This window comes from Collinsella sp. TM04-29 (assembly GCF_003466565.1).
Taxonomy (GTDB): Bacteria; Actinomycetota; Coriobacteriia; order Coriobacteriales; family Coriobacteriaceae; genus Collinsella.
Genome location: NZ_QSPW01000005.1, coordinates 44,037 through 57,739, shown reverse-complemented (window position 1 = coordinate 57,739; position 13,703 = coordinate 44,037). Strand labels below are relative to the sequence as shown.

Annotated in this window: 12 protein-coding genes; 8 read left to right on the top strand and 4 right to left on the bottom strand. The window is 59.4% G+C overall.

Going from position 1 to position 13,703, the window contains the following annotated elements; all coding sequences use genetic code 11:
• Positions 1-62: 62 nt before the first annotated feature.
• Complete coding sequence (locus DXD39_RS08815; protein ID WP_117803851.1) at positions 63-905, top strand: Cof-type HAD-IIB family hydrolase; 843 nt, start codon at positions 63-65, stop codon at positions 903-905.
• A 63-nt stretch (positions 906-968) separates the two neighbouring features.
• Positions 969-1,628, top strand: a complete 660-nt coding sequence (locus DXD39_RS08810) for an HAD family hydrolase (RefSeq protein ID WP_369832149.1) — start codon at positions 969-971, stop codon at positions 1,626-1,628.
• A gap of 264 nt (positions 1,629-1,892) precedes the next feature.
• Here the strand turns inward: DXD39_RS08810 and DXD39_RS08805 are convergent, their stop codons facing one another.
• Both DXD39_RS08805 and DXD39_RS08800 read right to left on the bottom strand, forming a co-directional pair.
• On the bottom strand, positions 1,893-2,675 hold the full coding sequence (locus tag DXD39_RS08805; protein ID WP_117803849.1) for a TatD family hydrolase: 783 nt from the start codon (positions 2,673-2,675) through the stop codon (positions 1,893-1,895).
• Between the two features lie 14 nt (positions 2,676-2,689).
• Positions 2,690-3,490 (bottom strand): ThiF family adenylyltransferase, encoded by an 801-nt coding sequence (locus DXD39_RS08800; protein WP_369832336.1) that lies wholly within the window; start codon positions 3,488-3,490, stop codon positions 2,690-2,692.
• Positions 3,491-3,782: 292 nt separating this feature from the next.
• On the opposite strand from DXD39_RS08800, the gene DXD39_RS08795 reads away from it, so the two are divergent.
• The 3 genes from DXD39_RS08795 to ettA all read left to right on the top strand — a co-directional run bounded on the left by DXD39_RS08795 (position 3,783) and on the right by ettA (position 6,622).
• The gene (locus DXD39_RS08795; RefSeq protein WP_022094448.1) at positions 3,783-4,061 is read left to right on the top strand and encodes an autorepressor SdpR family transcription factor; all 279 of its coding nucleotides are present in this window, start codon (positions 3,783-3,785) and stop codon (positions 4,059-4,061) included.
• Positions 4,054-4,758 (top strand): SdpI family protein, encoded by a 705-nt coding sequence (locus DXD39_RS08790; protein ID WP_117803847.1) that lies wholly within the window; start codon positions 4,054-4,056, stop codon positions 4,756-4,758. The genes DXD39_RS08795 and DXD39_RS08790 overlap by 8 nt, the downstream gene beginning before the upstream one ends.
• Positions 4,759-4,942: 184 nt before the next feature.
• The gene (gene ettA, locus DXD39_RS08785) at positions 4,943-6,622 is read left to right on the top strand and encodes an energy-dependent translational throttle protein EttA (protein ID WP_055251458.1); all 1,680 of its coding nucleotides are present in this window, start codon (positions 4,943-4,945) and stop codon (positions 6,620-6,622) included.
• 61 nt (positions 6,623-6,683) lie between these two features.
• On the opposite strand, the gene DXD39_RS08780 is transcribed toward ettA, so the two are convergent.
• Both DXD39_RS08780 and DXD39_RS08775 read right to left on the bottom strand, forming a co-directional pair.
• The gene (locus tag DXD39_RS08780; protein ID WP_147347920.1) at positions 6,684-7,991 is read right to left on the bottom strand and encodes a hypothetical protein; all 1,308 of its coding nucleotides are present in this window, start codon (positions 7,989-7,991) and stop codon (positions 6,684-6,686) included.
• A 136-nt stretch (positions 7,992-8,127) separates the two neighbouring features.
• Positions 8,128-9,081, bottom strand: coding sequence for a hypothetical protein (locus DXD39_RS08775; protein WP_117803845.1), 954 nt, complete (start codon positions 9,079-9,081; stop codon positions 8,128-8,130).
• Positions 9,082-9,284: 203 nt separating this feature from the next.
• Here DXD39_RS08775 and DXD39_RS08770 point away from each other — a divergent pair, with 203 nt between their 5' ends.
• From DXD39_RS08770 to DXD39_RS08760, 3 genes are all read left to right on the top strand, one after another.
• Entirely contained in the window at positions 9,285-11,264 is a 1,980-nt protein-coding gene (locus tag DXD39_RS08770; RefSeq protein WP_233541160.1) for an NAD(+) synthase, read from the top strand.
• 118 nt (positions 11,265-11,382) lie between these two features.
• The gene (locus DXD39_RS08765) at positions 11,383-12,546 is read left to right on the top strand and encodes a pyridoxal phosphate-dependent aminotransferase (RefSeq protein ID WP_117803843.1); all 1,164 of its coding nucleotides are present in this window, start codon (positions 11,383-11,385) and stop codon (positions 12,544-12,546) included.
• A 202-nt stretch (positions 12,547-12,748) separates the two neighbouring features.
• The gene (locus DXD39_RS08760) at positions 12,749-13,699 is read left to right on the top strand and encodes an L-lactate dehydrogenase (protein ID WP_089573042.1); all 951 of its coding nucleotides are present in this window, start codon (positions 12,749-12,751) and stop codon (positions 13,697-13,699) included.
• The last annotated feature ends 4 nt before the right edge of the window (positions 13,700-13,703 follow it).

Here is a 13,703-nt window from a genome sequence, read left to right as displayed (position 1 = left end):
CGCCGCCGTGGGTGTTCTGTATGATGGCTCAGACAAGGTTGTTCAATGACAGGGAGGCATATATGGCAATCAAAGCCATCGCAATGGATATCGACGGTACGCTCACCAACGACCAAAAGGTCATCAGCCCGCGTACGCGCGAGAAGCTGCTCGCGACGCAGGAGTCGGGCATTAAGCTCATCTTGGCTTCGGGCCGTCCCGCATGGGGGTTGCACGCCTTGGCGCAGGAGCTCGACCTTCAAAACCATGACGGTCTGCTAGTTGCCTTTAATGGCGCGCATGTGGTCGACGCTCAGACCGATGAGGTCCTTTTTGACCAGGCCATGCCGGCTGACGAGCTGCACCGTCTGATTGATCACCTGCGCAATTTCGACGTGATCCCTATGATTTCGCTCGGTCGCGATTTGCACGTCGAGGACTCGTACCATTGTATGATCACGCTGCCTGACGGCTTGCAGAAGAATATCGTCAAGTATGAGCGCGATGCGTGCGATCTTAAGATTCGCGAGGTCGAGAGCTTGCATGAGGTCGTGGACACTTATCCCGTGGACAAGCTGCTGACGGCGGGTGATCCGACCTACCTGCAGGCGCATTACGAGGAGATGTATGCGCCCTTTACCCAGACGCTTTCGGGCATGTTTACGGCCGACTGGTACTTTGAGTACACGGCGCCCGGTATCGACAAAGCCCGTGCGCTCGAGGGTGCCCTGCCCAAGCTCGGTATCGATGCCAGCGAGGTCGTCTCGTTTGGCGACGGCCAGAACGACAAGTCCATGATTGAGTGGGCCGGCACCGGTGTTGCCATGGGCAACGCCGTCGATGAGGTTAAGGCTGTGGCCCAGATGGTGACCGCCAATAACAACGAAGACGGTATTGCGGTGGCGCTGGATAAGCTGCTGGGTTAGAATCGCCGATAGTGCATGGTTCGGGCGTCCGCTTGCGGGCGCCCTTTTGTTAGGGAGGGTGCCGTGTCCGCATTTCCGTTCGACGCCGTTATCTTTGACATGGATGGCGTCATCGTCGATACCGAGTATTACTACCTGGGGGAGACTGCCGCGTTTGCCAAGGAGCTTGGGTTGAATCTGACCCAAGAGGAGTTGAACGGGCAGGTTGGTACCTCACATCAGTTCTTCCTGCATATGTTGGTCGATTGGTTTGAGCGCGCCGGTAAAGGGCACTTCACTGGCGAGGAAGCGTTGGCCCGTTGGGACGAGTGGGCGCATAAGCGTCCGCGTGACTACCAGGCTTTGATTAACCCGGGCGCTGTGGATACGATTCGAGAGTTGCCGCGCCGCGGCGTTCGCGTGGCGCTGGCGAGCTCGTCTCCCATGGTTAGCATCGAGGAAGTACTCGATGCATGTGGTCTGTCGGATGCCTTTGAGTACGTGGTGAGCGGCGAACAGTTTAAGGAGAGCAAGCCCGAGCCCGATATCTACCTGCATGCGCTGGACCTGCTGGGGCTGCCCGCGAATCGCTGCTGCTGCGTTGAGGATTCCGTTCCGGGCATTACCGCGGGTAAGCGAGCCGGCCTGACGGTCATTGCCAAGCGCGAGGAGCGCTTTGGCTTTAGCCAGGATGCCGCGGACAAGATTATCGACCAGCTGCCCGAGCTGCTTGAGCTTTCTTAGGGGGTCTGTTGGAGGCTCTTTAGGGGTTCGTGGACAAAAAATGCCAAATATGAGTACTGTCACTAATTTAGTAACAGGGAAATTATGCTTTTAAGGCCCTGGTTGAGCGCTTGGGGGCGATTATAACCTGTTAAATATGGCTTTAACCATGCTAAAACGCCTTGATAATGAACAGCTGTACATTATCAAGGCGTTCTTTTGTCACAATATAATGCTACTAGCTTTGCAGCAGTACTCATATTTGGCGTTTTTTGCCCACCGGGGTCAGTTGAAGCCAAGTATGGAGTGCGAATTTCCTAAAACGGTTGATTCGGCGCTCTCCTCGGCGCAGTTTTTAAGTTCGGCGATGCGCCGGGAGACGCTATTTAGCGATGCGATGAGCTGCTGTGCGCTTACATCTGCTTGCGGTTTGGCTGGAGCGTCGGTTTCGAGTAGCAGGCGGTCGAGTGGGATCTGTCGGGCGTATTCGCGACCGCGCTTGGTGGCGAGCATCCGCTCGTTCACGGAAAAATAGCAGCCTGCGCTTCGTGCGCGGACGAACTCGTTCGAAGTGCCACTAAACCAGTGGAAAATGATGGCGGGGGAGTCGGGCCTTGGGGTGAGTAATCCATGTGACTCGAGGATGTCTAACACGGTTCCTGCCGAACGAACGGCGTGAATTGATATCACGCGCCCGGCGAGAGGGTGCTGCACGAGTGTATCGCAGAGCCGGTTAAGTGCCTGTATTTGTAGCAGCTCACTTCCAGCAAAGCGTGCGGAAAAGTCGAGTCCGACTTCGCCGATATAGCGCTCTTGGGCAGCAACTTCGCAAAGCAGATTGACTTCGGCAGGACCGCAGCGGCCGTCGGCGAGCCACCAGGGATGGAGGCCGATGCCCTTGATGACGGTAGGAGGGCGATGGGCTCGCCCATGTGCGCTAGCGAAGTCGTGTGGATCGACGCCGCAATCAAATAGACCCAAGCCCAGCGCAGTTGCCTCATCGGCAACGGCGTCCGGGTGAGCCATTAAATCAAGATGGCAGTGTGCATCAAATAACCGGGGCTCCATCTCGGCGCGCTCCGCTAGTCTAGGCGCTGGCCATCGGCGCGCACGCGCTCGGTGCCGCGTCCGCTGATCTGTCGGATAACCTCGCCGGCAATCATCTGGCCCATGATGGGCGGCATAAAGCTCGCGGTTCCCAGCTCGGTACGCTCGTGGATGTTGGAAGGGTCGCGAGGCTGTGTCTTAACCGATTCCTCGCAGCTAAACAGCACGTGAAGGCTCTTGATGCCACGCTTTTTGCACTCTTTACGCATGATGCGGCTCATAGGGTCGCGCACGGTGTCAAAGATGTCGGCAAAACGCAGGCATTCGGGATGAAGTTTGTTGGCCCCGCCCATGGAGCTAACCAAACGAACGCCATGGTCCTGAGCATATTTGGCAATGGTGAGCTTGGCCGAGATGGTGTCGATGGCGTCGACGACGTAGTCGAGCTTGCCATCCGTCTGCTCCAAAACGCCCGCGAAGAAATCATCGATGTTGTCGCTCAGCAAGTATTCGGTGCGTTTGATAACGGTGGCGGCGGGATTGATGTCGTGGATCATGGCTTCCATAACATCGACCTTGCGCTTGCCGATGGTGCTGTGAAAGGCGATAGCCTGGCGATTGATATTGCTGGGCGCGACGATGTCCTTGTCCAGAATGACGAAATGACCAATGCCGCCGCGGGCGAGCGCCTCGCAGCAATTGGACCCCACACCTCCGCAGCCGAGCACCAGCACCGTAGCATCGGCGAGCTTATCGAGTGTCTCGCGGCCCATGATGATCTCGAGCTTGGTGTCGCGTGTCTCGACGAGGGCGGCAGCGGTTTCGGTCATAGACATCCTCCGATGGGGAAGCGAATCGTGTTTTAGCTATTGCCATTATAGGTGTTATCGCGATTCCATTTGAGCCCTTGGGCTTGTTGAAATGGGATCGGGGTTCGCATAAGATGAAGCAGATGGCACCCGTTGCAGCGGGTTGGCCAACTCCCAAACACGTTTGTAGCGTGAGAAGTGGCCGTCTTCGCATTACGCGGAGGCGGCTATTTTTTTGAGTACAAGATTAGATAGTTAGACAAACATCTAACTATCGAGTATAGTGTGCGCGTCATGAGAGATGATGAGAGGAGGTCTTATGCCGGGAGAGGGTTTTAAGGCGCTTGCCGATCCAACGCGACGGCGCATTTTGGAGTTGCTGCGCGAGGGCAATTGCACGGCGGGGGAGCTTGCCGAGCATTTCGATATCAGTAAGCCGTCGCTAAGCCATCACTTGGCGACGCTCAAAAACGCCGGGTTGGTGACCGACGAGCGCCATGGCCAAAACATCGTATACAGCTTAAACACCACCGTCATGCAGGATTTAATTGGCTGGTTTATGGGCTTTACAAACACGGAAGGTGATAAGGATGAATAACGAAAACAAGGGCATTCACCCCACGGGGGTATCGTCGCGCGTGTGGATTGTGCTGGTCGCTCTGTGCGTCGCTAATGTCGTAGCGCACCTCATGGTGATGCCGAGCTTGCCTGCGCAGATTCCCACGCACTGGGGCGCGAACGGCGCCGTCGACGGTTGGGGTCCTAGCTGGATGGCCTCCGCGCTCGGCGTGCTGCCTCTGGCGCTTCTCGCAATGTTCTGCGTGGTGCCGCGCATCGACCCCAAAGGTGAGGCATATCGAACCTCGGGCAAGTTCTATCAGGGCTTCGTAATCGCCTTCACCTTGTTCATGTGCGCCATAAGCTGGCTGGGAGAGCTTACGGTCTGGGGCGTGGTGCCGGCGGTCGGTTCGGTTAACGTGCTGATTTCCGGTGTTGTCGGTTTGCTGTTCATCGGCGTAGGCAACTACTTGCCGCGTGTGAAGCAGAACTATACGCTCGGTATCAAGACACCTTGGGCGCTTGCCGATCCCGAGAACTGGCGCCGTACGCAGCGTTTTGGCGGCGCCTGCTTTATGGTGCTGGGTATTGGCCTGATTGTGATGGGCGTGGCAGGCAGCGTGCTTTCGAGTGAAGTCGTCGCCGCGGTGATTGCGGTTCTGGCGTTTGGTTCGGTTGGAGCCGTCTACGTCTACTCGTATCTGTTGTGGCGCAAATCGCAGCGAGCCGCTCGTTAAGGTTGCGGAAAACTAGCGTACGCAGTTCATAGTATGTTCCGGGGGACTTTTCCCAGGTAGTATTAGGGGGTGTGGGCAACCATGCCCCTTTTTCGTTACGTTTCAGAGCTGGTTCCCTCATTTCGTTTCCACTAAAGCGAATCAAGAATAGGGAAACAGCAGGTAGAAAGGATAGAACAGACATATGGCGGAGTTTATCTACCAGATGTATCAGGCTCGCAAGGCCCATGGCGACAAGGTGATCCTTGACGACGTGACCCTGAGCTTCTACCCCGGTGCCAAGATCGGCGTCGTGGGTCCCAACGGCATGGGCAAGTCGACCCTGCTCAAGATCATGGCCGGCATCGAGGAGGTCTCCAACGGCGATGCCAGGCTCACCCCCGGCTACACCGTGGGCATCCTGCAGCAGGAGCCGCCGCTCGACGATGACAAGACCGTCATCGAGAACGTGCGCATGGCGTTTGGCGATATGATCGCCAAGGTCGATCGCTTCAACAAGATCGGCGAGGAGATGTGCGACCCGGATTGCGACATGGATGCCCTCATGGCCGAGATGGGCAAGCTCCAGGACGAGATCGATGCCGCCGATGGCTGGGATATCGATTCCAAGCTCGGCCAGGCCATGGACGCCCTGCAGCTGCCCGATTCCGACATGCCGGTCAACGTGCTTTCCGGCGGCGAGCGCCGTCGCGTGGCCCTGTGCAAGCTGCTGCTCGAGGCTCCCGACCTGCTGCTGCTCGACGAGCCCACGAACCACCTGGACGCCGAGTCGATCCTGTGGCTCGAGCACTTCCTGCACAACTACCAGGGCGCGGTGCTTGCCGTCACGCACGATCGCTACTTCCTGGATAACGTTGCCGAGTGGATCTGCGAGGTCGACCGCGGTCACCTTTATCCCTACAAGGGCAACTACTCCACGTATCTGGAGACCAAGGCCGCCCGTATCGAGGCTCAGGGTAACCGCGATGCCAAGCTCGCCAAGCGCATGGAGGCCGAGCTCGAGTGGGTGCGCAGCTCGCCCAAGGCTCGCCAAGCCAAGAACAAGGCCCGCCTGGCTCGCTACGAGGAGATGGAGGCCGAGGCCCGCGCAAGCCAGAAGCTCGACTGGACCGACATCCGCATCCCTGTGGGCCCGCGTCTGGGCAACAAGGTGCTCGAGGCCCATCATCTGCACAAGGAGTTCGATGGCCGTGTACTCATCGACGACCTTTCGTTTACCCTGCCGCGCAACGGCATCGTGGGCGTCATCGGCCCCAACGGTGTCGGTAAGACCACGCTGTTCAAGACGATTGTGGGTCTGGAGCCGCTGACTTCGGGCGAGCTTGAGGTGGGTGAGACCGTCAAGATCTCCTATGTCGACCAGAACCGTTCCGGCATCGACCCCGATAAGAACTTGTGGGAGGTCGTCTCGGACGGCCTGGACCACATGATGGTCGGCGAGACCGAGGTTCCGAGCCGCGCTTATGTGGCGAGCTTTGGCTTTAAGGGCCAGGACCAGCAGAAGCGCGCTGGCGTACTCTCCGGTGGCGAGCGCAACCGTCTGAACTTGGCGCTTACGCTCAAGCAGGGCGGCAACCTGCTGCTCCTCGACGAGCCCACGAACGACCTCGACGTCGAGACGCTGTCCTCGCTCGAGGCGGCGCTGCTCGAGTTCCCGGGCTGCTCGGTGGTCATTAGCCACGATCGTATGTTCCTGGACCGCGTCGCCACGCACATCCTGGCGTGGGAGGGCACCGATGAGAACCCGGGCAACTGGTATTGGTTTGAGGGTAACTTCGAGGCCTATCAGGCCAACCGCATCGAGCGCCTGGGCGAGGACGCAGCCCAGCCGCATCGTATTCACCGCAAGCTGACGCGCGATTAGTCGAGCTCAGGTGACCTAATGAGAAAGGGACGATAACCTTGAGGGTTATCGTCCCTTTTTGTTACCTGGTAGAAGGTTCGACTTTATCGATGGCCCAGGTGGCTCCGAGACCGCCGGTGGTGTTGCGGCGGATGCGCACGGTGACTTCGTGGCGCTCGCCGGCCTGCGTGTAGCGCAGGGGGAAGCTTGCGCGGTTTCGCGCGGCCTCGATGGTACCGCGCTCGCGGGCGATCCAGTAGTACTCGCCGACGATGCCGAGCGTGTCGGCGCCGTAGGGGAGATAGGTCGACAACTGGTGCAGAAGCGGGCCGGGGCAGAAGACCTCGGTTGCGAAATCGACGGGGAAGTCCTTGGGGATGGCGGGCGCTGCAGGTGCGGGGGCTGGGGCCGCTGCGGGTAGCGAAGCCGGTGCGGATGCGGGTATTTGGTCGCAAGCGGCGGCGGGCATGGATTCGATGACGGGTGCGGGCTCCGGCGTTACTTTCGGCTTGATCTCGGAATCTGCGGGCTTCACGGTGACGGGTGCGTCTGCAACTGCGGTTTCAACCTCAACCTGCGTCGCGTTCTCATTCTCGACGCTCGACTTTGCCTCGATGGGCGTGGATGCCATGGTGGTGATGCCAGCGTTGGCGTTCTCGGGGTCATAGACGACCGTAAGCGAGATGGCAGGCTGCGGCGTCTCGGGTTCCGGCGTCGACTCGGTAGCGTCTTGATCGGCGGACTCGTCGGGTTGATTGTCCTCGGCCTCGTCGCCAAAGACATCGCTGTTTTGGAACGCAGGCGTCTCGGATTGGTCAGCGGCTTCTTCGGTTGTCGACTTGGGAGCCTCGTTGAGCTCCGCAGCGGCTTCCTGTTCTGACATGACTTCGGGATCGGTCATGGCGGCGATTTCGGTTTCGGCTTCTGCTGCCACCTCAATAGCGACTTCGATCTCTGTCTCGGGCTCGGGCTCCGGCACAGCTTCAACCGCGGCTTCTGGTTCGGGACGCTTAACGTGCTTGGGGCGTACAGCCTTGAGGTCCTTCTCGCCGCGCTTTTTCTTTTTATAGGACTGCTTGGCTCCCTTGGCAGCCTTGGGCTTGTCCTCGCCCTTGGCAAGTGCGGCATCCCATGCCTCGTTGGCGATGACCGTGGCATACAGGCGACCGCCCTTAAAGACAGTCAGCTTAATGCAGTCGTCGAGTTCCTCGAGCAACTCGCGCGTGGACTCGAAGCCCAGGTCATAAGCAGTCATGTCGCCAACGGCGAGAGCCTCTTCGACCTGCGTCATAAACGTTTGCTTGCCACACCCAATCGCATCGCGCAGCAGGCGATACAGATAGATGTGGTTGCCCAGCGAAAGCATGGGCCTAACTATTGTCTTGCTCATGGCAAATCTCCTCTTTACACATGTAAAGCATCTTACCATCGCATGGCGCTCGCCATGACGGCGCCCAAGGCAAACGGGCGCGAACCGCTGTCGATTCGCGCCCGTTGTACAGGTTGCCTATCTGGGGATGCAGTGCCTAGTTGCCCGATGTCGTGCCTTGGCTTGAACTGTCAGATGCCGTGCCGGACGCGGTTCCGCTCGAGCTGTTGGTGTTGCTGTTGTCGGTAGATCCCGTACTCGGTGTATTGCCATTCGCCTGGTCGCCCGTGCTCGGTTGAGAGCCGTCAGTCGTTTGGCTTGAGTCAGTCGTGCCGGATTGCGTGCCGCTGTTGTTCGCAGAGGAATCGACGCCCTGCGATTGGTTTTGGGTGTTCGAGGACGAATTGGCAGAGGTAGAACTGTCTTGCGTATCGTCCGTCTGTGCCTGCTGATCTTGCGACTGGGTGTTGCCATTTGCATCGCTCTCGGTCGTGCGCGACGACAGGATTGGCTCGGGACGCTCGCCCAGACCCTCACCGGCAGTGGTGATAAGGATGGCGCCGGCGCAGGCGATGACCGCGACGATGGCGATAGCGATCGAGAAGACGATGACCTTCTTTTGCGTCTGGCTGCGCTCTGCAGCGGCCTTGGCGCGCAGGCTGTTGGGGGCGACGCGCGCCGTGGTCGCGCGCCCCGCAATCTGGCGCATCTCCTGCGTAGTCGCGGCGCCGCCCAGGTGCTCCTCGACATTGGGCTCAACGGGCTCGTAGGCGCCGGCAGGGTAGTCGACAGCGGCGTGCGTGCTCTTGATTGCTTCGGCGCTGGCGGAGATAAAGTGGCGATAGACCTGCGAGGACACAACAGTGATGACTGAGCTCACAGCGGCACCAATCACCGAGCCGGCAATGCCGATCTTGGAAGCAAGCGCGACGCTCGTGGCGGCAGCTGCGGCGCCGGCGATGATCTGGGGAATGGAAATGTCGTCGAAAAGGCCCTTTTTGGGCGCAATGGCCATGGTCTGTCCGATGGAATGGTTCTCGTGCACGCCGTTGTTGAGCGATGCCGGTGTCATGACGCGCGTGCGCGGCGCGTCAGTGTACTTGGTTGTCATACGGGGTCCTCCCGGTGTAAATCTGCTTCGTTTCGTGTAGCCATCAGGGTACCCACCAGATGTGAATCGTACGTGACATTTAACAGATACCATCAACTTATCAATAGCTCACCAAGTTGGTGGGATGCGGTTGCGCCCGGCGGTTGAACTACAATAGAGCTTGCTAATTGTTATGAATGGCGTCTACGCACGGGAGCATTCTTATGGATCTTCACCTTTCTCAGTCTGACGGCTTTTTGCGTGTGGCGGCGGCGTCGCCGCAGATTCGCGTTGCCGATGTCGAGGGCAATGCCGAGGTTGTGCTGGCGGCTGTTCGCGATGCTGCCGAGTGTGGCGTTCGTGCGTTGGTGTTGCCCGAGCTTAATCTGACTGGCTATACCGCAGCCGATCTGTTCCATAACCGCACATTACTGCATGCCTGCGAGACCGCACTGGCACATATTCTCGATGAAACTCGCGAGCTGCCGATTGTCTTTACCATCGGCCTTCCCGTTGCAGTTGCCGAGAATATCTACAACTGTGCCGCCGTGTGCTGCGCGGGCGAGCTTTTGGGCCTCACGGCCAAGAAGTATCTGCCCAACTATGGCGAGTTCTATGAGCGTCGTTGGTTTGCTCCGGCGCCTGCGGATTCCGTGTGGGTTGAATTTGCCGGTCAGGGTCCGGTCCCGCTGGGTTCGGGGCTTGTCTACCGTTGCTGTGATGAGGGCGCCGAGGACCTGGTGCTGGGCGTTGAGGTCTGTGAGGACCTGTGGGTGCCGGCGCCCCCTTCGACCGAGATGGCGCTTGCCGGTGCGACGGTGATTCTCAACCCGTCGGCCTCGGACGAGATTATCGGTAAGGCAGATTACCGCCGCAGCCTTATCTCTAATCAAAGCGCGCGCCTGTACTGCGCCTATGCCTATGCAGATGCGAGCGAGGGCGAGTCCACGACCGACATGGTCTTTGCGGGCGAGAACCTCGTCTACGAAAACGGCTCCAAGCTCGCCGCGACTAAACTGCTTACCTGCGATATGGCCGTCGCCGATGTTGACCTTGACCGCCTGGTTGCCGAGCGCCGTCGCTCGACGACGTGGACGCGCGCGGACGATGCGCCGGAGGCCACGACCGTTGAGTTCTCTTTTGAGGGCGTGCTGACAGACGAACCTGTCCTGCGCGATGCCTGCGATATCGACCGCGTTTTCCCGCGCGCGCCCTTTGTACCGGCCGACCATGGCGACCTAGCCGAGCGCTGCGAGACGATTCTCGACCTGCAGACTGCCGGCCTCAAGACCCGCCTTGCCCATACGGGTACTAAGGCAGCTGCCATCGGTCTTTCAGGCGGCCTGGACTCCACGCTGGCACTGCTTGTGACCGTGCGTGCCTTCGATGCACTGGGGCTGCCACGCACGGGTATCACGGCGGTTTCCATGCCCGGCTTTGGCACGACGCATCGCACTAAGTCGAATGCCGAGTCGCTCGCTCGCGACCTAGGTGTGAGCTTCCGCGAGGTTTCGATCCACGCGGCCGTGGAGCAGCACTTCAAGGACATTGAGCACGATCCGACCGTGCAGGACGTGACCTACGAGAACAGCCAGGCCCGCGAGCGTACGCAGATTCTGATGGATCTGGCCAACCAGGCTGGCGGTTTTGTCATCGGCACGGGCGATCTGTCGGAGCTGGCGCTCGGCTGGGCCACGTACAACGGCGACCACATGAGCATGTACGCCGTCAACGCGAGCGTGCCCAAGACGCTTGTGCGTCATCTGGTGCGCTATGCGGCTGATGTCTTTGGCGGGCGTATTGCCGAGGTGCTGCTCGATATCCTCGATACGCCGGTGTCCCCCGAGCTTCTGCCGCCCACGGGCGACGGCGAGATTGCGCAGAAGACCGAGGATTTGGTGGGCCCGTACGAGTTGCACGACTACTTCCTCTACAACCTGCTGCGTTTTGGCTTTGAGCCGGGCAAGATCTACCGCATGGCGCTCAAGAGCTTCGAGGACGTCTACGACGCCAAGACCGTCCACACGTGGCTGCGTACGTTCTACCGTCGCTTCTTTGCCCAGCAGTTTAAGCGCAGCTGCCTGCCCGATGGTCCCAAGGTGGGCTCGGTGACGCTCAGCCCGCGCGGCGATTGGCGTATGCCGAGTGACGCCAGCTCGCATCTGTGGCTTGCGCAGATCGACGCGCTCAATCCAATTGACTAAGGTTGGCTAAATTGAACCAATACGGGGTTCGCAAGCGTTACACTTTTGCAATCTGATGGCCCGTATCGCGCGGCGCTCTTGTCGGAGCGCCGCGTTTTTTATATCGAAAGGTGGCACCATGCAGGCATCGCAGCGTCTCGACCGCTTTGGCGCAGAGGTCTTCGCCTCGCTCAACAATAAACTTCTCGCGCTGAAGGCTCAGGGTAAGACCATTTACAACATGAGCGTGGGCACGCCCGACTTTAAGCCGTACGACCACGTGGTCGAGGCGCTCGCGCAGGCAGCCCAAGATCCCGAGATGTGGAAGTATGCCCTGCGCGACCTGCCCGAGCTTAAGCAAGCCGTGTGCGATTACTATGAGCGTCGCTTTGGCGTTTCGGGCATTACGCCGTCCATGGTGCAGTCGTGCAACGGCACGCAGGAGGGCGTGGGCCATTTGGGCCTGGCCCTGCTCGATCCGGGTGACACCATTCTGGTTCCCGATCCGTGCTATCCGGTCTTTGAGGCGGGTGCCAAGATCGCCGATGCCAAGCTCGAGTACTATCCGTTGGTCGCCGAGCATAATTACCTGCCCTATGTGGCGGGTATCGATCCTGAGGTTGCCGATCGTGCCAAGTATATGATCGTGTCGCTGCCCGCGAACCCGGTCGGCTCGGTGGGCACGCCCGAGGTCTACGAGGAGATTATCGCCTTTGCTCGCGAGCACGACCTGCTCATCGTCCATGACAACGCGTACTCCGACATCGTGTTCGACGGCGAGCCGGGCGGAAGCTTTTTGCAGTATCCCGGCGCGCTCGAGGTGGGCGTTGAGTTCTTTTCGCTCTCTAAGTCGTTTAACGTCACCGGCGCGCGCATCGGCTTTTTGGTCGGTCGCGAGGATGTGGTCTCGGCTTTTGCCAAGCTGCGCGGCCAGATCGACTTCGGTATGTTCTTCCCGATCCAGAAGGCTGCCATCGCGTGCCTCAACGGTCCGCGCGATGAGGTCGAGGCGCAGCGTCTGAAGTACCAGGTGCGCCGCGATGCCCTGTGCGACGGTCTTGAGGGCTTGGGCTGGGAGCGTCCCAACGCGCATGGCTCCATGTTTGTGTGGGCCAAGCTTCCCGGTGGTCGCACCGATTCCATGGCGTTTTGCGAGGAGCTCATGGAGAAGGCCGGCGTTGTGGTGACGCCGGGCGCGAGCTTTGGCCCTTCGGGTGAGGGGCACGTGCGCATGGCGCTGGTGCTGCCGCCCGATCAGATCGCTTTGGCTGTCGAGGCCATTCGCGAGGCGGGCCTGTATTAGAAACCTATTTCGGTGCGTCAATAGCTCGAAACCGATTTCGTGCAGTTATTTTACGAATCCTGCAAATAATTTCGGTAAACGGTCGATTTTTGGCTGCGAATAGGAGCATAATCAAAGTCCCGATTGGATATATTGGGATTACGACAAGCCGCTCGGGGTCGTTCCCGGGCGGTTTGTTTGTGGAGCGAGATGGGAGTTTCTAATGGTTAATGAGAAGAAGGTCGCTATTGTCGGCTGCGGTTTCGTCGGCTCGTCTTCGGCGTTTGCGTTGATGCAGAGTGGTCTGTTCTCCGAGATGGTCCTCATCGACGTGGACAAGAACCGCGCCGAGGGTGAGGCCCTGGATATCGCGCACGGTATGACGTTTGCCGAGCCGATGAAGATCTACGCCGGCGATTATTCCGATGTCGCCGACGCTGCCATGATCGTCGTCACCGCTGGCGCTGCCCAGAAGCCCGGTGAGACCCGCCTGGACCTGGTCAACAAGAACGTCAGCATCTTTAAGTCCATTATTCCCGAGATTAAGAAGTCTGGCTTCGACGGCATTCTACTCATCGTCTCCAACCCGGTCGACGTTCTGACCTACGCCGCCATCAAGATGTCCGGCCTGCCCGAGGGTCACGTCATCGGTTCCGGTACCGTGCTCGACACCGGCCGTCTGCAGCAGATGCTTGGTGCCCATGTCGAGGTCGACCCGCGCGATGTCCAGGCCTATGTCATGGGTGAGCACGGCGACTCCGAGTTTGTCGCTTGGTCCAGCGCTCAGGTTGCCGGCGTGCCGCTGAACACCTTCTGCGAGCTTCACGGCCATCTGGAGCATGAGGCTGCCGAGAAGCGCATCGCCGAGGACGTCAAGAACTCCGCTTACACCATCATTGAGAAGAAGCACGCCACCTACTACGGTGTCGCCATGGCCGTCAAGCGCATCTGCACCGCTGTCATGCGCGATGAGCAGACCGTTCTGCCCGTCTCCTCGCTCATGGTGGGCGAGTATGGCCTGTCCGACCTTGCCATCTCCATGCCGACCGTCGTTGGCCGTGACGGCGTTGTCTGCCGCGTTCCCGTGCCGCTGAACGATGACGAGCAGCATGAGCTTACCGCCTCCGCCAAGGCCCTCAAGGACATCATCGACAGCGTCGACTTCTCCTGCTAAATCG